This window comes from Streptomyces sp. NPDC091649 (genome assembly GCF_044756785.1).
Lineage (GTDB): Bacteria > Actinomycetota > Actinomycetes > Streptomycetales > Streptomycetaceae > Streptomyces.
Genome location: NZ_JBIVTR010000002.1, coordinates 440970 through 459627, shown reverse-complemented (window position 1 = coordinate 459627; position 18658 = coordinate 440970). Strand labels below are relative to the sequence as shown.

16 protein-coding genes and 1 tRNA gene are annotated in these 18658 nt (G+C 75.7%); 7 read left to right on the top strand and 10 right to left on the bottom strand.

Annotated features, from left to right (window positions below; genetic code table 11):
• The first annotated feature begins 10 nt into the window (after nucleotides 1-10).
• Nucleotides 11-478: a hypothetical protein gene (locus tag ACIQMU_RS07315; RefSeq protein ID WP_352244036.1), complete on the top strand. Its 468-nt coding sequence runs from the start codon at nucleotides 11-13 to the stop codon at nucleotides 476-478.
• Here the strand turns inward: ACIQMU_RS07315 and ACIQMU_RS07310 are convergent.
• Entirely contained in the window at nucleotides 450-1469 is a 1020-nt protein-coding gene (locus ACIQMU_RS07310) for a D-2-hydroxyacid dehydrogenase (protein ID WP_352244035.1), read from the bottom strand. The genes ACIQMU_RS07315 and ACIQMU_RS07310 overlap by 29 nt on opposite strands.
• Nucleotides 1470-1761: 292 nt before the next feature.
• On the opposite strand from ACIQMU_RS07310, the gene ACIQMU_RS07305 reads away from it, so the two are divergent.
• Nucleotides 1762-2526, top strand: coding sequence for a decarboxylase (locus ACIQMU_RS07305; RefSeq protein ID WP_352244034.1), 765 nt, complete (start codon nucleotides 1762-1764; stop codon nucleotides 2524-2526).
• A gap of 119 nt (nucleotides 2527-2645) precedes the next feature.
• On the top strand, nucleotides 2646-3788 hold the full coding sequence (locus tag ACIQMU_RS07300; RefSeq protein ID WP_352244033.1) for an LLM class flavin-dependent oxidoreductase: 1143 nt from the start codon (nucleotides 2646-2648) through the stop codon (nucleotides 3786-3788).
• A gap of 49 nt (nucleotides 3789-3837) precedes the next feature.
• Here the strand turns inward: ACIQMU_RS07300 and ACIQMU_RS07295 are convergent, their stop codons facing one another.
• Entirely contained in the window at nucleotides 3838-5781 is a 1944-nt protein-coding gene (locus ACIQMU_RS07295; RefSeq protein WP_402688410.1) for a putative bifunctional diguanylate cyclase/phosphodiesterase, read from the bottom strand.
• Nucleotides 5782-6134: 353 nt separating this feature from the next.
• Here ACIQMU_RS07295 and ACIQMU_RS07290 point away from each other — a divergent pair, with 353 nt between their 5' ends.
• Nucleotides 6135-7406 carry a M6 family metalloprotease domain-containing protein gene (locus ACIQMU_RS07290; RefSeq protein WP_402688409.1) on the top strand — a complete coding sequence of 424 codons (1272 nt, stop codon included), beginning with the start codon at nucleotides 6135-6137 and terminating at the stop codon, nucleotides 7404-7406.
• A gap of 102 nt (nucleotides 7407-7508) precedes the next feature.
• On the opposite strand, the gene ACIQMU_RS07285 is transcribed toward ACIQMU_RS07290, so the two are convergent.
• The 7 genes from ACIQMU_RS07285 to ACIQMU_RS07255 all read right to left on the bottom strand — a co-directional run bounded on the left by ACIQMU_RS07285 (nucleotide 7509) and on the right by ACIQMU_RS07255 (nucleotide 14265).
• Nucleotides 7509-7582: transfer RNA gene (locus ACIQMU_RS07285), tRNA-Lys, on the bottom strand.
• Nucleotides 7573-8274, bottom strand: coding sequence for a bifunctional DNA primase/polymerase (locus ACIQMU_RS07280; RefSeq protein WP_356733445.1), 702 nt, complete (start codon nucleotides 8272-8274; stop codon nucleotides 7573-7575). The genes ACIQMU_RS07285 and ACIQMU_RS07280 overlap by 10 nt, the downstream gene beginning before the upstream one ends.
• Before the next feature lie 300 nt (nucleotides 8275-8574).
• The gene (locus ACIQMU_RS07275) at nucleotides 8575-8916 is read right to left on the bottom strand and encodes a hypothetical protein (protein ID WP_352244031.1); all 342 of its coding nucleotides are present in this window, start codon (nucleotides 8914-8916) and stop codon (nucleotides 8575-8577) included.
• A 260-nt stretch (nucleotides 8917-9176) separates the two neighbouring features.
• Nucleotides 9177-10511, bottom strand: a complete 1335-nt coding sequence (locus ACIQMU_RS07270) for an AAA domain-containing protein (RefSeq protein ID WP_352244030.1) — start codon at nucleotides 10509-10511, stop codon at nucleotides 9177-9179.
• Between the two features lie 22 nt (nucleotides 10512-10533).
• Nucleotides 10534-12156 carry a hypothetical protein gene (locus ACIQMU_RS07265; protein ID WP_402688408.1) on the bottom strand — a complete coding sequence of 541 codons (1623 nt, stop codon included), beginning with the start codon at nucleotides 12154-12156 and terminating at the stop codon, nucleotides 10534-10536.
• Nucleotides 12147-13136 carry a hypothetical protein gene (locus tag ACIQMU_RS07260; RefSeq protein WP_402688425.1) on the bottom strand — a complete coding sequence of 330 codons (990 nt, stop codon included), beginning with the start codon at nucleotides 13134-13136 and terminating at the stop codon, nucleotides 12147-12149. The genes ACIQMU_RS07265 and ACIQMU_RS07260 overlap by 10 nt, the downstream gene beginning before the upstream one ends.
• 118 nt (nucleotides 13137-13254) lie before the next feature.
• Nucleotides 13255-14265: a phosphatase PAP2 family protein gene (locus tag ACIQMU_RS07255; RefSeq protein ID WP_402688407.1), complete on the bottom strand. Its 1011-nt coding sequence runs from the start codon at nucleotides 14263-14265 to the stop codon at nucleotides 13255-13257.
• A 242-nt stretch (nucleotides 14266-14507) separates the two neighbouring features.
• On the opposite strand from ACIQMU_RS07255, the gene ACIQMU_RS07250 reads away from it, so the two are divergent.
• The gene (locus ACIQMU_RS07250) at nucleotides 14508-15104 is read left to right on the top strand and encodes a histidine phosphatase family protein (protein WP_352244027.1); all 597 of its coding nucleotides are present in this window, start codon (nucleotides 14508-14510) and stop codon (nucleotides 15102-15104) included.
• Nucleotides 15105-15362: 258 nt separating this feature from the next.
• On the opposite strand, the gene ACIQMU_RS07245 is transcribed toward ACIQMU_RS07250, so the two are convergent.
• Nucleotides 15363-16778, bottom strand: coding sequence for a tetratricopeptide repeat protein (locus tag ACIQMU_RS07245; protein ID WP_402688406.1), 1416 nt, complete (start codon nucleotides 16776-16778; stop codon nucleotides 15363-15365).
• Nucleotides 16779-17142: 364 nt separating this feature from the next.
• Here ACIQMU_RS07245 and ACIQMU_RS07240 point away from each other — a divergent pair, with 364 nt between their 5' ends.
• Both ACIQMU_RS07240 and ACIQMU_RS07235 read left to right on the top strand, forming a co-directional pair.
• The gene (locus ACIQMU_RS07240; protein ID WP_402688405.1) at nucleotides 17143-17574 is read left to right on the top strand and encodes a hypothetical protein; all 432 of its coding nucleotides are present in this window, start codon (nucleotides 17143-17145) and stop codon (nucleotides 17572-17574) included.
• A 76-nt stretch (nucleotides 17575-17650) separates the two neighbouring features.
• Nucleotides 17651-18583: a fused MFS/spermidine synthase gene (locus ACIQMU_RS07235; RefSeq protein WP_352241724.1), complete on the top strand. Its 933-nt coding sequence runs from the start codon at nucleotides 17651-17653 to the stop codon at nucleotides 18581-18583.
• The last annotated feature ends 75 nt before the right edge of the window (nucleotides 18584-18658 follow it).

Genomic DNA, 18658 nt, shown 5'->3' with positions numbered 1-18658 from the left:
AGCTGCTGCCATGGGATCCATATGGACAAGCGTCGTGGCGGTCGGCGGCACGCTCATGGGCGCTGTGGTCACGCACCTCTTCCAGCGCCTCGCGGCCGTGCGCAGTGAGCGGTTCGCCCGGTCCGAAGCGCTCCGGCAGGAGCGTACGGCCACCTACGGTGCGTTCGCCGCGGCCACGGAGGACTACCGCCACGGCCAGGCCGGCCGCTGGTACCGGATGCAGCAGGACCCCGGGGGAGAAGCCTTCATCGAGGCGCGCGACGAGGCGCACCGGCTGCGGACGGCGGCCCGGAACACGCTCTACCGGGTCAAGCTGCTCACGGACGACCAGGAGGTGGTCCGCGCCGCCGACGAGGCGTACCGGTGTACGCGCGACATCTCGACCGCGCGGGACCGGGACGGGCGGGACGCGCTGGACGCCGCGGCGAGGGGGGCGATCGAGGCGTTCGTCACCCGGGCGGCTCCGCTGACCCGTTGACCCGCCGGTCCGGGCCGGCGGGCCGGCCGGTGTCCTCGGAGAGGTCGGGGGACGGGACGTATCCGCGTTCCTTGTCGACCACGTTCGGCAACGGCTCGCCCCGCGCTCGCTGTTCGTACAGCTCGACGAACTGCTCGCTCAGCCGGTCGTGCCGGCCCACCGCGGCCCCGCTCAGGTGCGGCGAGACCAGCAGACCCGGAACCCCCCACAACGGGCTCTCCGGGCCCAGCGGTTCGTCCTCGAACACGTCGAGCGCGGCGCCCGCGAGCCAGCGGCGGTCCAGCGCGTCCACGAGGTCGGCCTCGACCACGGTCGCCGCGTGCCCCACGTTGACGAACCGCGCCGACGGCTGGAGCAGGCCGAAGAACCGGCTGTCGAACATCCCGCGCGTCGCGTCGGTCAGCGGGGCCGCCGCGATCACCCAGTCCGCCCGCGCCGCCAGCCGGTCCAGATCCGCCGCCCCGTGAATGGTGCGCCGTGCGGTCCGGCCCACCAGCGCCACCGTGACCCCCAGACCGTGCAGCAGCCGGGTGACCTCCCGGCCGACCGGCCCCGCGCCGACCACGACCGCGCGCGATCCGGCGACCCGCGGCACCTCCCGGTGGCGCCAGTGCCGCAGCCGCTGGGCCTCCAGAGTGCCGGGGAGGTCCTTGGCGCATGCCAGCACCACCCCCGCCACGTACTCGGCGACCGGCCGCTCGAAGACGCCCCGCGCGTTGGTGAGGACGGTGTCGGAGGCGACCAGCTCCGGGCAGAGCAGCCGGTCCACGCCCGCGCTCGCCGTGTGCACCCACCGCGGCCGCGGCCCGGGACCCGGCCAGGTCTTCCGTACCGCGTCGGACGCGGTGTCCCACACCAGCAGCACATCGGCGGCCGGAAGCCGCTCGGCGAGCGTGGCGGCGTCCGCGTACCGCACGTCCGCCCGGCCCGTCAGCCGGCCCAGGCGCGGGGGCGGCTCGGCGTCGAGGACGAGCAGGACGGGGCGGGGCATCGCGGGTCGGCCCTCCGGCAGCGGTGCGGACACGGGGAACGGCGGTGGGACCGCCCACGCTCGCAGCAGGGCCCGCCTCCGTCAACGACGCCCGGCCGTGCGCCCGACGCCGCGGGCCCGCTGGGGGAATACTGGGAACAAGCCGGGGCAGGAGTGACCGGTCGCGCGGTCATGGCCGCCGGAGCCTCTCGACGGCCGCCGGGATCCCCTCGCGGGACCCGCCGCGCGGCGACCGATCCCGTAGCGGGGCCGCCCGCCCGACGGCGACCCGTCGACGCACTGGAGGGTGGACATGACGACCGTAGGACTTCTCTACCCGGGCAACGCCGCCGAGGACGACTTCCCACGGACCGAGATCCTGCTCGACACCGACATCCGGCTGCCCCTGTTCTCCACCGGGACCGGCGAGGACGCCTACCGCGCCGACGCGCTGCGCGAGCAGGGCGCCGCCGCCCGGCTCGCCGAGGGTGTCGAGGAGCTGCGCCTCGCCGGGGCCGAGGCGCTGCTCTGGGCGTCCAGCGCCGGGAGCTTCGGGCTGGGCTGGGAGGGCGCCCACGAGCAGATCGCCACGCTCGCCCGGACCGCCGGCCTGCCCGCCTCCAGTACCTCCATCGGCTTCGGCCACGCCGTGCGGGAGCTGGGGGCCGGCCGGGTCGCGGTCGCCGCCCCCTACCCCGAGGACGTCACCGGGCTCTTCGCGGAGTTCCTGGCTGCGGCGGGCGTCGAGGTGGTGGCCGCCGCGTCCGGCGGGGCCGCCTCGTCGGCCGAGGCCGGGTCCTGGACCCCCGATCAGGTGAAGCGGCTGGCACAGGAGGCCGACCATCCGGACGCCGAGGCGGTGCTGATCCCGGACACCTCCCTGCACACCGCCGCGTACGTCCCCGAGCTGGAGGAGCTGCTCGCCAAACCCGTCCTCACGGCGAACCAGGTCACGGTGTGGGAAGGGCTGCGCCTCACCGACCGCCGGACCTGGGCCCCCGCCCTCGGCACCCTGTTCGCCACGCGCGAGCCGGTGCTGAGGTCGCTGGAGCCGAAGGGCATCGAGGTGCGGGAGTAGCGCCCGCCGGCCGGCCCGGGTGACTCGGCGCCGACCCCCGGGGAATAAGCGGAGTCGTCCTCCTGTTAGAACCTTCCGATACGCAGACGTACGACAGCAGCACCGGGAGAGGCCGACACGTGGACGAGATCCGAGGCGACGAGACCCGCAGCGAACAGAGGGGCGGAGCGGCCGACGAGGACGGGATCCGGGGCGTCGCGGCCGGAACGGCCACCGTTCCGCTGTCCGTCCTCGATCTGGTCACCGTGGGGCAGGGCCGCACCGCGACCCAGGCCCTGCGCACCAGCGTGGACATCGCCAAGCTCACCGAGAGCCGCGGCTTCCACCGCTTCTGGGTGGCCGAGCACCACTCCATGCCCGGGGTCGCCTCGTCCTCCCCGGCCGTGATCCTGGCGCACATCGCCGCCCACACCGAGCGCATCCGGCTCGGTTCCGGCGGCGTGATGCTGCCCAACCACGCGCCGCTCGTGATCGCCGAACAGTTCGGCACCCTGGAGGCCATGGCCCCGGGCCGGGTCGACCTCGGCCTCGGCCGGGCCCCCGGCACCGACGGGGCGACGGCGGCGGCCCTGCGGCGCAGCGACCGGCTCAACGAGGGCGCGGAAGACTTCCCGCAGCAGCTCGCCGAGCTGATCCGCTTCCTGGACGACGACTTCCCCGACGGGCACCCGTACGCCCGTATCCACGCCGTGCCGGGTCCGGTCCAGGCGACCTCCCCCGGCGGCGTCCAGTCCGCCCACCGCCCGCCCGTCTGGCTGCTGGGCTCCTCCGGATTCAGCGCACGGCTGGCCGGGACGCTCGGGCTGCCGTTCGCCTTCGCGCACCACTTCTCGGCGCAGAACACCATTCCCGCGCTCGACCTGTACCGCGAGTCCTTCCGGCCCTCCGCCCTGCTGGACGCCCCGTACGCCCTGATCGGGGTCTCGGCGCTGGCCGCCGACGACGAGCGCGAGGCGCGCCGCCAGGTGCTGACCGGCGCCCTGTCCATGGTCCGGCTGCGCACCGGCCGCCCGGGGCTGATCCCGAGCCCGGAGGAGGCGGCGGCGTACGACTTCTCCCCGATGGAGCGGGAGTTCGTCGACGGCTGGCTCGCCAACGTCGTCCACGGCACCGCCGAGACGGTCCGGAGCGGCCTCGACGACCTGGCCGAGCGCACCGGAGCCGACGAGCTGATGATCACCGCCAACGCGCACGGCGGCGAGGCGCGGCTGCGCAGCTACGAGCTGATCGCGGACGCCTACGGCCTGCCCGCGGCCCCGTAGGGCCGGCCGTCGGACCGCCGCCTGCCGGGCTCCGGCGGGCGGCAGGGCGTCACCCCTCCAGCGGCCGGGACCCGATCAGTCCGGCGATCTGCTCCGGCGCCACGGCCCGGGAGTACAGCCACCCCTGACCGGTGTCACACCCGATCCGGCGCAGCCGTTCCGCCTGCCCGGCCGTCTCCACGCACTCCGCGGTGACGGTCAGGCCCAGGCGGTGCGCCAGCTGCACCATGGCCTCCACGATCGTCTCGTCGGCCGGGCTCGGATGCGTACCGTCCTCGTACCGGAAGCCCTTCACGAACGCCCCGTCCAGCTTCAGTACGGAGACGGGCAGCCGGCTGAGGTAGGCGAGGTTCGAGTACCCGGTCCCGAAGTCGTCGATGGCGATCCGTACGCCCATGTCGCTCAGCGCCTGGAGCGCCCGCAGCGGCCGGCCGCCCGACCCCATCACCGCCGACTCCGTCAGCTCCAGCTGGAGCAGCGCGGGCGCGAGTGCCGTCTCGGCCAGGATCTGCGCCACGTCGGCGACCAGGTCGGAGTCCCAGACCTGGCGTACGGCGACGTTGACGCTGATGAACAGCGGCGGCTCGTCCGGGTGGTCCAGCTGCCAGCGCCGCGCCTGCCGGCACGCGGTGCGCAGCACCCACCGGCCGAGCTGGACGATCGAACCGTCCTCCTCGGCGATCTGGACGAACCGATTCGGCGGCAGCACGCCGAACTGCGGATGGTTCCAGCGCACCAGCGCCTCGACGCCGCGCAGCACCCCGTCCGCCATCCCGACCAGCGGCTGGTACTCCAGCGTGAACTCACCGCGCTCCACGGCGGGCCGCAGGGTGGAGGAGAGGGACTGCCGGGTCATGCGGTGGGCGTTGCGCTCGGGGTCGAACAGGGTCCAGCGGGCCTTGCCGTCCGCCTTCGCCCAGTACAGCGTGGTGTCGGCGGCCTGCATCAGCCCGGTGGGCGAGGTGCCCGCCGCGGCCCGCTCGACCACCCCGATCGACGCGGAGACCGAGAGCCGCTGCCCGGCGAGGTCGAAGGGCTGCTGGAGCGCGGCGAGGACCGAGCGGGCCAGCTCGGTGAGCTCCCGCGTGCCGGCCGAGTCCTCGACCAGGATCGCGAACTCGTCGCCGCCCAGGCGTGCCACGAGCCGGCTGCCGCCGGGGTTGGAGGAGGCGTCGCTCTCGGCGCAGTCGGTGAGCCGCGCGGCGACGGCGGCCAGCAGCCGGTCCCCGGTCCGGTGCCCCAGGGTGTCGTTGATCGCCTTGAAGCCGTCCAGGTCCAGATAGCAGAGCCCGATCCGGGCGTGCTGCCGGGGCGGCAGGGAATCGTCCTGGTACGGCGGGATCTCCAGCGCCGAGGCGAGGCGCTCGAAGAACAGCGTCCGGTTGGGCAGCCGGGTGACCGGGTCGTGCATCTGGAGGTGGCGCAGCCGTTCCTGGAGCTCGCGCCGGTCGCTGACGTCCGCGACCGTCAGCAGGACCCGGGCGGGCTCGGACGCCGAGGCGCCGGTCATCGGCACGACGGTGATCTCGGCCCACAGGGAGTGCCCGTCGGGGTGCTTGAGGCGGCGCGTGCAGCGGAACCGCGAACGGCGGCCCAGCAGCACCTCGCGATAGGCGTGCCAGGTGCGGTCGTCGGAGGCCAGGTCGAGGAGCTCGCACGCCTGCCGCCCGGCGAGGACGGCCACCGGGGCGCCCAGCAGCCCGCCGAGCGCCTCGTTGGCGCGTACGACATGGCCCCGGCCGTCGACGACGCCCATGGGCAGCGTGGCGGCGTTGAAGGCGGCCCGGTAGTCGCGCAGCTCGGCGGCGGTGGGGCCGCCCCAGGGGGCCGGAGCCGGGGACGCCGGGTCCGGTGCCATCCGGTCCGGAGCCGGGGGGTCCGGGGCCGCGGGCGGCGGGTCCACCGCCGCCGCATGACGCTCCGTGACCGGCGCGGAGGGCGCGCCCGGGGCCGTGCCTGCCGGGGCGCTCGGCCCTTCGGAGGTTCCGCTCACCGCTCGCTCCCGCTGTGAAGGTCGTCGTGAACTGGTGGGGTCGGACAGGCACCGGGTGGCGGTCCCGTTGAAGGGCCCGTTCCACGCGGGAAAGCGTGGTGAAGCATAGAGGGTGCCGCGTCGGCCGTTCCAGCTCGCCGTCCGGTCCGGGCCACCGCACGGGTCCGCGACGGAGCGGGGGCAGCCATTCCGCTTTGCCCGGGCCTGATCATTTCTGTGCGGATCTGTTGCGTTGGGTGGCTGGACCAGCCCATGGTCACGTTCCGTGAAGGTGTGGCGAGAGTTTCGGCCGCTGACCCGTGTGGGGCAGCACAACAGGGCATAGCGCCATGAAGCGGCACAGGGTGGACGGGATGGACCGTGTTCCCCACCCGGAGGTCGATGTGCCGTGCCGTCGCGGACCCGGGGGAGCGGAGCGGCCGCCCCTGCGCAGTCTGGCCGCCGCCGCCACCTCCCTCCTGGCGCTCGCCGCCATGTCCCTCGTCGCGGGCCCCGCCGCCGCCGCGGCGGGGGACGCCGCCTCCTGCGCCCTGCCCCGCACGGCGGCGCACCACTCGCTCGGCCTGGACAGCTGGAACACGGCCTACCCGCGTCCCGACCGGGGCCTCGACGCGGTCATGGTCTTCCTGTCCTTCCCGGACTCCGAACCCGCGCTCAGTCCCGAGGTGCTCACGGCCGACCACTTCCCCGCCACCACCCGCTTCTTCGAGCGCGCCAGTTATGGCCGGTTCACCCTGCGCCCCCATCCGCAGCGGACCTGGACGCGGATGCCGCGCGACTCCACCTGGTACGGCATAGAGCGGGACTGGGACGCCGGGCGGCGCACCGCCTACCTGCGCGACGCCATCGCCGCCGCCGACCCGGAGGTGGACTTCTCCCGGTACGACGTGGTCTACCTGGTGGCCGACCCGGAGGCCCCGGGCGTCGACTCCGACGCCACCAAGGTCGTCAACTTCGACCGGCCGCTGCGCGCCGACGGCAGCGACATCCGGCGTGTCGTCACGGTCTTCGAACAGCACCCGCCCGACCGCAACGTCCTCGCCCACGAGACCGGGCACGTCTTCGACCTCGCCGACCTCTACCACCGGCCCGTCGACGGCAAGGGCGACTGGGACACCCACGTGGGCGACTGGGACGTCATGGGCAGCCAGTTCGGACTCGCCCCGGACCTGTTCGGCTGGCACAAGTGGAAGCTCGGCTGGCTCGGCGGACGCCAGGTCGTCTGCGTGCGGGGCTCGGCCGACCTCACCCTGGAACCGGTCGCCGCCGCCCCCGTGCCCGGCGGATCGATCGGAACCCGGCTTGCCGTCGTCCGCACCGGCGCCCGCAGCGCCCTGGGCATCGAGGCCCGCAGCGCCACCGGGAACGACCGGGGGACCTGCTCCGAGGGCATCCTGATCTACCGCATCCGCAGCGAGACGGCCTCCGGCGGCGGGCCCGTCGAGGTGGTCGACACCCACCCGGACACCGGGGCCTGCTGGGACCGCTCGGTCTACCCACCGCTGGCCGACGCCCCGCTGGAGGTCGGGGAGACCTTCACCGTGCCGGGCGACGGCACCCGCGTCGAGGTCGCCGACCGGACCCCGTCCGGCTCCTGGACCGTCCGGATCACCACCGGGGTCTGACCGCGCTCCGCCGGCCCCGCGCCCGGCGGACCCGCGACGGCACCGCAGAGCACCCGGCACACGAAGAAGCCCCCCGCTTCCGCGAGGGGCTTCTTCCGTCTGTGCGCCGTCAGGGACTCGAACCCCGGACCCGCTGATTAAGAGTCAGCTGCTCTAACCAACTGAGCTAACGGCGCCTGCTGACGTCGTAGACATTAGCATCCTGATCGGCCCCGGGAAAAATCGAATGCGCGGCCCGGGAGGACATGGACCGGCTCACCCGCACACACGCCCAGAGCAGCACATCCGGACCGGGCAGCCACGGACCGCGGGTATCGGGGGCGACCACCCAGCGCGGCCCGCTGTCGGAAGCCGTGCAGGTCAGCGGCGGTACGGTCACGGCGTCGCCGGTGCCGTGGCAGAGCAGGGGCGGCACCGTACCGCGCTGCTCCCCGCAGCCCTCGGAGCCCTCAGAGCCTGTGGAACCGGTGGACCCCCACTCCTCCCAGGCGAGCAGCGAGGGCAGCCGCTGGGCCGTCCCGGGGGCGGCGAACAGGAGCATCCGGCCCCGGTGGGTGGCGACCGGACCGGAGCCGGGCCCCTCGGCCCAGAGCTGCTCCAGCATCCGCCGGCCGAACAGCGCCGGCACGTTCACGACGTCGAACGCGGAACCGCAGGGGAGCACCCCCGGCGCCGCGGGCCGCTCCTCCCACTGGGCGAGCGTGCTGCGCGGGTAGGGGGTGGCTCCCGCCAGCCAGGCGGCGCCGGCGGCCGTGACCTGGGTGGCCTGGGGCCCGGACTGGTCCCGCAGCAGGGCGAAGATGTCGACGCCGTGGTGCGGGGCGGTACCGGTCCGCAGGGTCGTTTCGTCTTTCAGCCATGCGCTCATGAAGCAAGGTCTACCCGGAGTGACGGAACTAGTTCCGAGAGTTGCCGGAAACCGGGACAGGACGGGAGGGGGAGGCGTATCTTGCCCGCCGGAATATGCCACGGGACCTGACCCCCGGCCTGGCGGACCCCGCCCGCCCCGGCCACCGCCCGCGCCCCGCCTGCGCCCGGCGCCCCACCTGGCCCCCGGCGCCACACCTGGCCCTCAGTGCCACACCTCACCTCTGCGCCCCGCCCGCCCCCGCGCCTCACCGGCGGCGGGTCCTCGGAGCGCCCGCCCGGCCCGGGAAGCGCCCCGGCGTCAGGCTCCGGGCGCGTCCAGCAGGGAGCGGCCGAACTCGATCATCTTCTTCGCGTAGTCCTCGGTCCACTCCGCGCGTTCCGCGACGTCCGCCGCGGTCAGCCGGTCGAACCGGCGCGGATCGGCGAGCTGGGCCGCCGCCATCGCCTGGAACTCCACCGACCGGTCCGTCGCCGCCCGGAACGCCTGCGTCAGCTCGGTCGCGCGGGCCAGCAGCTCACGGGGATCCTCCAGTGACTCCAGGTCGAAGAAGTGCTCCGGATCGGCCGTGGCCTGAGACGGCTCGAAGAGCAGCGGCGCGGGGCGCAGCCGCTGCCGTTCGTTCCGCTCGGACTGTGTCATGTGGTGTTCCTCCCTCGGGCGGCCCGTGACCGGAAGACCCGGACGGCCACCCTCCATTGTCCCAGCCCCCCGCAAGGGGGCCGGGGCGTGCGGCGGGGGCGCGACGGCGCTCCCCCGCTCCGGGCCCTGCGCCCGCCCGGGACGCGGCCCCGCCCCGGAGGCCCGGCCGGCTCGGCCGGACCTCGCCGAGAGCTCGGGGCCTCCCCGGGGTCCGGGACCGCTCCATGGCTCGGGGTCTTCCCCCGGCTCAGGGCCCCGGCTCAGGGCCGCCACCGCACCCGTCGTTCCGCGAGGTGGGCCAGGACCGCGTGGTTCGCCTCCCAGCCGTCGGGGAACTTCACCGTGACGCCCAACTGGACCGGCTCCGTGGACGGGTGCTCGTCCAGCAGCTCCGCGACCCCCTCCCGGCACACCACCACGCAGGCGTGCCGGTGCCGCGATGCCAGCACGCACAGCCGGCCCGTCTCCAGGTGGAAGGCCGTGGCGTCGGGCCGGCCCGACAGCGGGTGCAGCACCACCGTGACGTCGAACTCGCGGCCCTGGAGGCGGTTGGCCGTGTCCACCGCGACGCCGGTGACGCCCAGCTCCGTGAGGGCCGCCCGCACCGCCGCCGCCTGGTCCCGGTGGGCCGTGCCGACCGCCACCCGGTCCGGCGTCACCGGCACCGGCTCCTCGGCCCGCTCGCTCGTCGCGACCCCGCCCCGGTCCAGCAGCCGCCGGACGACCAGCGCCACCGCCCGTACCGCCTCGGGGTCGGTGCGCGGGGTGTGCCGGGCCGGCAGCTCCAGGAGCCCCCACCCGGACTCGGCCGCCTCGTCCAGCACCCGGTCCGGCCCCGACCCGTCCGACGCCACCCCGAAGGAGAGCTTCCGGTCCCCGTGGTCCGTACCGCTGCGGAAGGGCGTGTACGGGTAGAACGCGTCCGACACCAGGGGGGCCGCCGACGCCGGGAGCCGCCACGACACCGGCAGCCGGTGCTGCGGCAGCTCCGGATTGTGCGCCAGCAGGGTGGACACCGCGCTCGCCGACGGGTCGTAGCTCAGCCCCGCCCACTGGTCGGCGCCCACGATCGAGAACGGGTCCAGCTGGCCCGGGTCCCCGACGAACAGCGCCCGCTCGAACAGCCCCGCCACGGCCAGCAGTGCGTCCGAGCGCATCTGGTACGCCTCGTCGACGATCGCGTGGCCCCACGGCTCCACGTTCTTCACGTGCGCCCACTTGGCGGCCGTCGAGATCACCACGTCGAGCCCGGCCAGCTCCGCCGCCTTCGCCGACTTGGCCACGTTGCCGAGCCCGTCCAGCACCTTGTCGTACGGGTCGGAGTCACTGCTGTGCAGCCGCCCCACCGGCAGCTCCGGGTCCTTCTCCGCCAGCCGCACCACCAGGTCGTCGACCTGGGCGTTGGTCTGCGCGATCACCATCAGCGGACGCCCGGCGGCGGCCAGCTCCAGGGCCGCCCGGACCACCAGCGTCGACTTCCCGGCGCCCGGGGGCGAGTCCACGACGACGCCCCGCGCACTGCCGCGCAGCGTGTCGTCGAGGATCGCGCCGGTCGCCCGCGCCGCCTCCGCGCCCGGATCGAAGACGGTCCTCACAGCAGGCCCTTCCGGTCGGCGGTCATCGCAGCAGGTCCTCCGGGGTGACGGGGTCGGGTCGCTCCGCGCGCGTGGCGGCGTCCGCGCCCGGCGGTCCGCCGTGGGTCCACGGCGTGTCCTCCGGGTCCGGCAGCTTCGGGCCGCCGCGCTGGTCGTGCTCGAACAGGGTCCAGGCGATCCGCTCGCCGGGCTCCGGAACCGAACCGGGCGCGGGCTCCCTGCCCCGCCCCATCCGGTCCAGAATCCGCAGCACCAGCGGGATCTCGCCGTCGTCGGCAGGGGGCCCCTCCGCGTACCGCACGAACTCCGCCGTCTGCGGCTTGCCCTCCAGCGAGCGGTAGACCTTCGTCCGCTCGTCCAGGTGCGGCCGCTCGTCCGTGCGGACGGTGACCAGCGGGCGCGGGGAGGGCCGTTTGGACTCCGTGTACGTCATCTCCACCTCGGACACCGTGGCGAGGAACGCCTCGCCCGCGAGCCGCCGTCCCGCCAGCACCAGCGGATCGTCCAGCGCCTCCTGCGCCTCCAGCTGGGCCTGGGCGGCCTCCCGGGAAGCCAGCTTCTGGGCCGCCGTCACCGCGTCGTCGCGGCGCGGCTGCGGCGGCTCGCCCGAGCGCACCCGGTCCCGGTGCGCGGTGAAGGACCACCGGTCCCGGGTCCACCGGTCCTCGGCCCGGGACCCCTCCGGCAGCTCCCGCAGCAGGTCGAGAGTCCGCCAGACCGCGTCCCAGGTCGGCAGCATGACCCGCGCCAGCAGGGCGCGGATCTCCCGCTCGGCGCCGCTCAGCTCACCGAGGCGGGCGTCCGCGGCGAGGCCGTCCTCGGCGGACGCGAGCGCCGTGCGGGCCCGGTCGTACCGCTCGATGGCCGGGGCGAGGAGCCGGTTGTCGAAGTCCGGATCGGTGGCCGGACCCGCGGGCGGGCACAGCAGCTGCCCGTCCCCGTCCCGGGCCAGCTCGGCCCGGAGCGCGGCCTCGGCCCCCGAGGAGCCGGCCGGCGGGTCGATCCAGGCCAGCAGCGCGCCCAGGTGCTGGTCCTCCAGGCTGCTCTGCCCGGTCGCCCAGTGCCGGTTCAGCAGGTCCGTGGCGGCCGGCAGCAGCGCGGAGCCGGGCACCCGGGCCCGCTCCCCGTAGTGCGTCAGCCAGCGGCCGAGCAGGGGGACCCGGGCCGGGGCCGGGTAGGGGGTGTCCGGATCGTCCTCGGCGGTGCGGCGGAACCGCATGGACCGGCCCAGCAGCCGGACGAACTCGACGCCCGCCCGGCTCGGCACGATCAGCTGGGCGGCGTCCGTGCACAGCTCGACCTCGACCCTGGTCTTCTTGCCGGTCGCCGGGTCGAGCTCATTGCGCTCGGCGGGCTCGACGACGTCCGCGTACGCCTCGATGTGCGGCAGGACCGCCTCCGCCAGCTCGGCCAGGAACGCGAACCGCAGGTCCCGGTCGCGCGGCTGGGCGACGGCCAGCAGCCGGGGCGCCTCCCGGTCCGTGCCGACCAGCGCCCCGAGCGGGGCTCCGGCCTCGCCGGCGGTGGTCAGCGGCACCAGCACGAGCGGCCGGTCGGTGAGATGACGGTGCCGGACGGTCGCCAGCGGCTGGGCGCGGCCGGAGTCGACGGCCTCCAGCCGGGCCAGGGTGGTGATCAGCGACATGCGGCGGCGCCTTCCTGAGCCCCGGCGCGCAGCACGGAGGCGCCCTCCAGCGCCTCGGCGCGCAGGGCGGCGGCCCGGCGCAGCGCGGCGACCGTCGGATCGGCGGGGTCGCCCTCCTTGCCCGCGGCGGCGGCCAGCACCCCGGCCACCGTGGTCAGTCCGCCCAGCTCACCGCGGACACCGCGCCCCAGCGCCTCCACAGCCCCCTCGGCCCGGGACTTCGCCCGGCAGTGGAAGGCCAGCTCGCAGGCGGCCAGGCACTCCGGGGCGTAGGCCGGGGGCACCGCCTCCACGGCGGCGTCCAGCTCCTCGGGCGGGCACGCCGGATCGAACGTCGTCCCCTCCGGCAGCGCCGCCGCGATGTCCTCGACGCGCGTCAGCCGGGTCAGCTGCCGGCGGGTCACCGCGCGCTGCTTGCGTACGTCCACGACGGAGGCGGTCGGCAGGTTCGAGAAGTCCTTGGGGCAGACGAGCAGCACCCGGTGCCCGACCTCCGCGCCCTCGGTCACCGCGGCGACCCGCTCCAGCGCCAGCACGTACACCGCGGACTGCCGGGCGGCGGCGCCGACCTTCGACGGGTCGGCCGACGCGTCGATCATGGGAAACGACTTGATCTCGACCACCGTCCACCGGCCGTCGGGGTGCACCACGACCGCGTCGGGCTCCAGATAGGCGGGGGAGCCCGCCACCTCCAGGGCCAGCATCGGGTGGTCCAGCAGGGTCCAGCCGCCGGCGGCCGTGGCCTCCCGCAGCGCGAGCGCGGTGCGCGCGGCCCGGCCCTCGGGACCGGCGGCGCTCAGATCGGGGGCGGCAGTGTCCCCGGCCGGGGGCGGGGCGCCGCCGCCGAGCCGTTCGTACAGCAGGCGCAGCAGCTCGGCGCCGCCGTCGGCCTTGACCTTCGCCTCGAAGGCGTTGCCCCGCATGAAGGCGAACTGGGACTGCCCGAAGGGCGCGGGGGAGCCGAGAGCGGTGGCCAGCACGCCCTTGTCGACCCCGGCTCCGTCGAGCAGGGCCCGCCGTTTGCAGCCGGGGTTGGCGGCCAGGGCGGCGAGGGCCCGGGCGTCGAGAGGGTGCGGTGCGACGGAGGGACCGCGCAGCTCAGCGAGCCGCTGCCGGAGCGTCGTCGCTCGCGGCCGGGTCGTCCGCGTCGCCGGCTGTGCCGCCGACTGCCGTGCCGGGGGGATCTGCGGAGGTGGTCCGCTGGCCGGGGATTCGCTCACCCGGGGAAGTCTTGCATCCGGTACTGACATTCGGGGGCGCCGTGACGGAGACGGACTCGACGACGGGGCTCCGCCGGCCTCCGTCGCGGCCCGCGAACAGGACGGCGGCCGGCCCGGTGAAGCGGGCCCCGCCCCACGCCTTGACCCGGTCGGCCAGGCGCACGACGGGCCGGACCAGCAGGGCTCCGGCCCCCATCACCGCGGCACCCGCGACGGCGTCCAGGAAGTAGTGGTTGGCGGTGCCCATCACGACGATCGTGGTGATCAGCGGATAGGCGACGCCCGCCGCCCGTACGAGGGGGTGGCGGCCGTGCCGCCACAGCAGCACCCCGCACCAGAGCGACCAGCCGACGTGCAGGCTCGGCATCGCCGCGTACTGGTTGGTCATCCCGCTCAGCCCGCGCGGGGCGCTCGCCCCCGCGCCCCACCAGCCGTAACCGCTGTACTGCGCCATCGTGTCGACGAAGCCGTGGCTCGCGTCCAGCAGCCGGGGCGGACAGGTCGGCATCAGCGAGAAGCCGGCCAGCCCCAGCAGCGTGGAGTTCATCAGCCAGGCCCGGGCCGCCCGGTACGCCGCCGGTCTGCGCCGGAACATCCAGATCAGGACGGCCGGGGTGACCAGGTAGTGCAGGGACGCGTACGCGAAGTCGGCGGGTATCCCGAGCGACGGGGTGCTGGTGAAGAGACGGTTCAGCGGATGTTCGGCGTTGAGGTGCAGGGCCTGCTCCAGCCGCAGGATTCCCAGGCCGTGGTCGACCGCCGTCGACTCGTCGCCGCGCACCAGGAGCCGGCCCGCCGAATACAGTGCGTACACCACCGCGATCAGTGGCAGTTCCGTCCCCCAGCGGGGCCGATGACCGGTCGCGGGTGGCGCGGTGGCGTGCGGCATCCGGTGGCTCTCCCCATGTTCACGCGGTCGACGACGGGCGTTCAACCGTACGGCGGCACTGTGCCACCGGCTTCCCCCGGGGTGTCCCCTTCCGGACACCTCGCAGGCAGCCGCCCCCGCCCGGGTCCGGGCGGCGGCGGGCGACTGCTCAGAAAGGGACGCCCCTGCGGCCCGGGAGGTTGCTCGCGGGACCGGTGCGGGATGATGGACGGCCCAGCACCAGCGTTCCAGGGAGAGCCTTCATGGCACCGCGCATCCTGCTCGCCCGGCACGGCCAGACCCAGTGGTCGGTCCGGGGCAACCACACCGGCAGGACGGACATCCCGCTCCTGGACACCGGGCGCGAGGGCGCGAAGCTGCTCGGCGAGCGGCTGCACCGGGCGCCCTGGGCGGGGCTCCCCGGGGTCGAGGTCCGCACCAGCCCGCTCGTCCGGGCGGCCGAGACCTGCGAACTCGCGGGCTTCGGCAAGCGGGCCGAGCCGTGGGACGCGCTGATGGAGTGGGACTACGGGGCGTACGAGGGGCTGACCCCCGACCGGATCAAGGCGGACCGGCCGGACTGGCTGATCTGGCGCGACGGGGTCCCGGACGGGGAGTCCGTCGCCGACGTCACCGCCCGCGCGGACGAGATCGTCGACTGGGCCCGCTCGGCGGACCGGGACGTCCTGGTCTTCGCCCACGGCCACATCCTGCGGGCGCTGGGCGCGCGGTGGCTGGGGGAGGACCTGTCCTTCGGCGCCCGCGTGCGCCTGGAGCCGACGTCGCTGTCGGTCCTGGGCTGGGCGTACGGCCTGCCGGCCGTGGAACGCTGGAACGACACGGGGCACCTGGAGCGGTAGCCGGGCGCGTGCCCTTCACGGGCCGCGGCGGGGGGGGGGGGGGCGGCGGGCCGCCCCCCCCCCCGCCGCCCGCGCCCCCCCCGCCCCCCCGGCGCCGCGCGCCGGCCCCGCGGGGCCCCCCCGGGGGGCGGCGGGGCGGGGGGGGCCGGGGGGCCCGGCCGGGGGCCCGGGGGGGGGGGGGGGGGGGGGGCCCGCGGGGGGCGGGGGGGGGGGGCCCGGGGGCCCCCCCCCGGCCCCCCCCCCCGCCGCGGCCCGTCCTCAGACGCCGGGCGGGCCGGGCCGGCCGGGGCCGGACCGCTGGTGGCGGGTCAGGAAGTCCGCCACCGGGGCCGCACCGGCCCGGGACTCCAGCGCCCGTGCCGCGCCCGCCAGCATCGCCCGGATCCGCGAGGACTGGACCCGGGTGAGCAGGTCCAGCACCTGGTGCCCCGTCGCCGCCGCCTCGTCCGCCCGGCCCGCGCGGGCCAGGTCGCCCGTGAGCTGGGCCCGGTACAGCGCCAGGTTCCGGGTGAAGTGCGCGTCCTGGAGCACCGTCGCCCGCCGGCCGTGCCGCGCCGCCCGGGCCCAGTCGCCCAGCGCCGACCAGCACTGCGCCTCCAACAGCTCCAGCTCCGCCTCCCGGAAGAAGCTCATCCACTCCGGATCGCCCGCCGCCGGCCCCCGGTCGAACGCCGCGCGGGCCCGCCCGATCGCCCGGTCGCACCCCGTCCGGTCCCCGAGCCCCGCCCGGCCCCCCGCCTCCCGCAGCGCGAGCAGCGCCAGCAGCCGGGGCGACCCCAGTGTGCGGGCGGCCCGCTGTCCGGCCTCCGCCGCCCGCACCGCCTCCCGGGGCCGCCCCGCGTCCCGGGCCAGGAACGAGGTGTTGCAGAACGCGTGCGCCTCCAGCCCCGCGTCCCCGGCCAGCCTCGCCGTGGCCAGCGCCTCCGCGTAGTGCGAGCGGGCGTCGTCGAAGCGGCCCGAGTCGTGGGCCAGCCAGCCCACGGAGATGGCCAGCTCGCCCGCGCCCGTGTGCAGCCGGTCCGCGGTGGCGCGCCGCGCGGTGGTCCCGGCGTCCAGCAGCTCGTACGCGGCGCGCAGCGGCTGGGCGGCACGGCGGTAGAGCCCGTCCGCGCCGTGCCGGTCGTCCAGCAGCCGGATCTGCCGTACGGCCTTCTCGACGGCGTGCACCTCCGCGTCGCCGACCCGGCGCTGCGCGGGCACGGAGCCCCGGGCGGCGGAGGCGTGCGCCCCGCCCAGGCCCAGGGAAGCGGCCGCCACCGTGGCGGTGCCGCTGGTCATGAACACGCGACGCAGCACGTCGCTCTCCTCGGGGATGTCGTCGGTTTCGGTGTCGCGGCGGGGAAGGGCGGGTCCGGAGGGTGAGGCGGGCCGGGCCGCCGCGGGCGGGGGTTCGGACACCACCCGGGCGCCCCGCCCCCGTACGCTCTCGCGGGCCGAGAACCCGAGGTCGGCCAGGGAGGTCCCGGGGAACATGTGGAGGAAGACGCGTTCGTAGGCGTAGTTGGGGCAGCGGATCTCCCCGGACTCCACGCGCCCGATGTACCGGGCGTCGCACGCGACCTGTTCCCCGATCTCCCGCGCCGCCCTGCGGACGGCCGCCGCGAACTCCCCGGCGGAGCGCTGTCCGCGCAGCTGCCGGAAGGCGAGGTTGGGAACTGCCGCTGTCGACGCCATGGCCGGCCCCTTCTCTGGTGCGGCCGGGTCGCTGGATTCCCGGAGCCCCGGCGGAGCAAGAACGTACCTGCTGTGACGAGACGCACACGGAGCGTTTCCCTGCGAAAGGGGCGAATCGCCCGTGATCTGCCATGAACTGCCACCCTTTGCGGCGGTGTGGGGCCGTAGCCCTTGACGCACCCGCGGCGTTGGTCCATGTGGAGACGGAGTGTGGCTCCGTTCGGCGATGAGAGGAGGGGTTCCCTTGTTGCATCTCGGCAGGGAGACCGGCTCACGGACGACCGCTGCAAAACCGATGACACCGACGACACCGACCACACCGACGACACCGACGACCTCGACGTATGCGACGCCTGTGATGTCGATGAACGCGACGGCCCCCGCGACCGGGTCCGAGGCGGCACCGGCCCCCGCGACCGCGGTGGACCCCGCCCCGGCGCCGGGGGACCAGTCTTGCGACGTCGTCACGGTCCCGGCCCGGCAGGGTCTGGAAGCCGTCGACATCCTCCGCCGGCGAGGGGACCGGGAGGCCGTCGGCCCGGTCCTGCACAACGGCGCCTGCGACACCCTCGGCTTCCTCGTGCCGCCGGGCACCGCCGACGCCTGGGACGTACCCGGAAGCGCCTGTACGCGGACCGACGGCCGCGGGCCGCGCATCCCCGCGGAGCCGCCCGGCGCCGGCTCCGGCTGGCTGCTCCCGCCCGCCGCCGACGCCCCGGTCACCGATCCGGCCGTGCTCCGCGCCGCCCTCGACCAGGCGGCCCGGCTGATCGAGGCGGCCGACAACTGCCGCTGAGCCCATAATGGCCGGACGGGCGGAACACCTCCGCGAGGCCGGCGACCCGGGCCCCCACCAGCAAGGACCAGCGAACGTGGCACGTCGAGGAGCGCCGGACCGGGGCGGGAACAAGGCCGCGGGCGCGAAGTCCAAGGGCCGCCAGGAGCGCCGGAGCGGCGGCCGGGGCGAGCGGGAACCGGTCTCCCTGGCGGTCGGCGGCGGGCTCGCCGAACTCATACCCGACCGGGAGCGTCCGCACGCCTGGACGCTCCTGATCGACGGGGCCCCGCAGTCCCACGTGGACCTCGACGACCCCGCGCACCTCTCCTTCGCCTATCAGCGCCGCCTCGGCCACGTCATCGACCTCGCCGCCCCTCCGCCCCAGCCGCTGCACGTCCTGCATCTGGGCGGAGGCGCGTTCACCCTCGCCCGGTACGCCGCCGCGACCCGCCCCCGCTCCACCCAGCAGGTCGTCGAGCTCGACGCACCCCTCGTGCGGTTCGTCCGCGAGCACCTCCCGCTGGACCCCCAGGCCCGGGTCCGGGTCCGGGCGGCCGACGCCCGCGAAGGGCTCGGCAGGTTCCCGGACGGCTGGGCGGACCTGGTCATCGCGGACGTGTTCAGCGGGGCCCGAACCCCCGCCCACCTCACCTCCGCCGAGTTCCTCACCGAGATCCGCCGGGTCCTGAAGCCCGACGGGCGGTACGCGGCCAACCTCGCCGACGGCCCCCCGCTCGCCCACCTGCGCGGCCAGGTCGCCACCGCCGCCGCCGTCTTCCCCGAACTGGCGCTGGCCGCCGACCCGGTGGTGTGGCGGGGCCGCCGCTTCGGCAACGCGGTGCTGCTCGCCTCGGCCCTGCCGCTCCCGGTCGCCGAGTTCACCCGGCGGGTGGCGAGCGACCCGCACCCCGGCCGCGTCGAACACGGCCGTGCGCTCATCGACTTCAGCGGCGGCGCGGCCGTCGTCACCGACCTGGCGGCCAAGCCCTCGCCCGCGCCCCCGCCGTCCGTCTTCGAGAACCCCTGACCGGTCGAGCACCGGCCCGCCCGCGGCCGGACAACCGCCGAGCGCCGACCGACATGTGATCCGAACCCGCCCGGC

Coding starts and splice junctions, on each gene's coding strand:
- ACIQMU_RS07240 (WP_402688405.1), top strand. CDS start 17,143: ATGAACGCGACGGCCCCCGCGACCGGGTCCGAGGCGGCACCGGCCCCC.
- ACIQMU_RS07290 (WP_402688409.1), top strand. CDS start 6,135: ATGGACCGTGTTCCCCACCCGGAGGTCGATGTGCCGTGCCGTCGCGGA.
- ACIQMU_RS07255 (WP_402688407.1), bottom strand. CDS start 14,265: ATGCCGCACGCCACCGCGCCACCCGCGACCGGTCATCGGCCCCGCTGG.
- ACIQMU_RS07310 (WP_352244035.1), bottom strand. CDS start 1,469: ATGCCCCGCCCCGTCCTGCTCGTCCTCGACGCCGAGCCGCCCCCGCGC.
- ACIQMU_RS07250 (WP_352244027.1), top strand. CDS start 14,508: ATGGCACCGCGCATCCTGCTCGCCCGGCACGGCCAGACCCAGTGGTCG.
- ACIQMU_RS07305 (WP_352244034.1), top strand. CDS start 1,762: ATGACGACCGTAGGACTTCTCTACCCGGGCAACGCCGCCGAGGACGAC.
- ACIQMU_RS07265 (WP_402688408.1), bottom strand. CDS start 12,156: ATGTCGCTGATCACCACCCTGGCCCGGCTGGAGGCCGTCGACTCCGGC.
- ACIQMU_RS07315 (WP_352244036.1), top strand. CDS start 11: ATGGGATCCATATGGACAAGCGTCGTGGCGGTCGGCGGCACGCTCATG.
- ACIQMU_RS07275 (WP_352244031.1), bottom strand. CDS start 8,916: ATGACACAGTCCGAGCGGAACGAACGGCAGCGGCTGCGCCCCGCGCCG.
- ACIQMU_RS07245 (WP_402688406.1), bottom strand. CDS start 16,778: ATGGCGTCGACAGCGGCAGTTCCCAACCTCGCCTTCCGGCAGCTGCGC.
- ACIQMU_RS07280 (WP_356733445.1), bottom strand. CDS start 8,274: ATGAGCGCATGGCTGAAAGACGAAACGACCCTGCGGACCGGTACCGCC.